Origin of the sequence: uncultured Arthrobacter sp., assembly GCF_902805515.1 — a bacterium.
Lineage (GTDB): Bacteria > Actinomycetota > Actinomycetes > Actinomycetales > Micrococcaceae > Arthrobacter_D.
On record NZ_CADCTE010000162.1, the window covers coordinates 5,970 to 6,342 of the forward strand.

Genomic DNA, 373 nt, shown 5'->3' on the forward strand with positions numbered 1-373 from the left:
CATGCCGGTTCCAGTGGAAACCACGACTCCATTCATCTGCATCGCCATCTCCACCGCCGCGGTGTCTAGCCCAACAATGGGATGCTCCACAGCTCCGAGAACGAAAGCCCCACTTGAGGCGTTGTCGGCAACCGTGTCGGCGATCGATATGTCCCAGTCCACGACCCGGCTGTCGACGATTTCGAGGGCCGCCGATGCCGTGGCGATTGCAGCGCGCGCCTCCTCGTAAGTCAGGTTGGCGTCCGTGAGGTCATCTCGCAGACGGAAGGCGACCTCGGCCTCGACCCGGGGCTGGAGCAGCGAGTCAATCGCGATGATGCCCCCCGTGCGGTACTGCATGTCGTCGAGCAGGACCCCGAAATCAGGTTCGTTC

The 373-nt window shown here is 63.0% G+C and carries 1 protein-coding gene; it reads right to left on the minus strand.

Annotation, left to right across the window (positions count from 1 at the left end):
• The coding region (locus QZX79_RS15085) for a fumarylacetoacetate hydrolase family protein (RefSeq protein WP_366485031.1) at nt 1-373 on the minus strand (373 nt) is incomplete at both ends.